Source organism: Bacillus sp. ISO11, from assembly GCF_003458115.1.
Lineage (GTDB): Bacteria > Bacillota > Bacilli > Bacillales > Bacillaceae_G > Bacillus_A > Bacillus_A cereus.
Genome location: NZ_QXCO01000089.1, coordinates 1 through 1166 on the forward strand (window position 1 = coordinate 1; position 1166 = coordinate 1166).

The window sequence follows — 1166 nt, forward strand, 5'->3', positions numbered from 1 at the left end:
ATTGGATATTTCTATTGTTGCAATGGAATGCGACAAAGACCACGTTCACTTGTTCTTAAATACACCACCAACACTTAGTCCTGCTGATACAATGGCAAAAATTAAAGGAGTGACATCAAAACGTTTGAGAGAAGAGTTTCCACATCTTCAACACTTGCCGAGCCTATGGACGCGTTCTTATTTTGTTTCTACTGCTGGAAGTGTATCAAGTGAGACAATAAAACATTATGTGGAAAATCAAAAAACGAGGGGGTGAAACTTGTGCCACAAACCATCACGGTTAAAGTTAAATTGCTTCCAACAAAAGAACAAATCATGCTATTGGAACAAAGTAGCCACGAGTATATAAAAGTCATTAATGCTCTTGTATCTGAAATGGTTGAAGCAAAGAAAAGCACGAAGAAAAGTACAAAGGATATTGAGGCCAATATCCCAAGTGCGGTGAAAAATCAAGCAATTAAAGATGCGAAAAGTGTGTTTTCTACAAAGGTGAAAAAGAGTAAATACAAAATCGTTCCGATTCTAAAAAGACCTGTTTGTGTATGGAATAACCAAAACTATTCATTTGACTTCACACACATTTCAATTCCGTTTATGGTAAACGGAAAGTCAACTCGTTTAAAGGTTCGCGCTTTATTAATCGACAAATATAATCGCAATTTCGAATTGTTGAAGCACAAGTTAGGTACACTTCGTATCACGAAGAAATCTGCTAAATGGATTGCTCAAATATCTGTCACGATTCCTACAAACGAAAAAACGGGAACAAAGATTTTAGGAGTAGACTTAGGTCTCAAAGTTCCTGCGGTAGCTATCACAGATGATGATAAAGTTCGTTTCTTCGGGAACGGTAGGCAAAATAAATTTATGAAACGTAAGTTTCGCAGTGTTCGCAAGAAATTAGGAGAAGCTAAGAAACTGAATGCCCTTCGTCAACTTGATGATAAAGAACAAAGATGGATGCAAGACCAAGACCACAAAGTAAGTCGTGGAATCGTTGATTTTGCAACGGATAATAATATTTCTGTCATTCGATTAGAGCAACTAACGAACATTAGACAGACGGCACGAACAAGCCGTAAAAACGAAAAAAATCTACACACTTGGTCATTCCATCGTTTAGCACAATTCATCGAGTACAAAGCGACATTAGTTGGCATAAAGGT

2 protein-coding genes are annotated in these 1166 nt (G+C 37.1%); both read left to right on the top strand.

Features of this window, described 5'->3' with window-relative positions:
• A partial coding sequence (gene tnpA, locus D1166_RS30905) for an IS200/IS605 family transposase (RefSeq protein ID WP_118043550.1) occupies positions 1-256 on the top strand: 256 nt, incomplete at its 5' end.
• Between the two features lie 5 nt (positions 257-261).
• A partial coding sequence (locus D1166_RS30910; protein ID WP_098221122.1) for an RNA-guided endonuclease TnpB family protein occupies positions 262-1166 on the top strand: 905 nt, incomplete at its 3' end.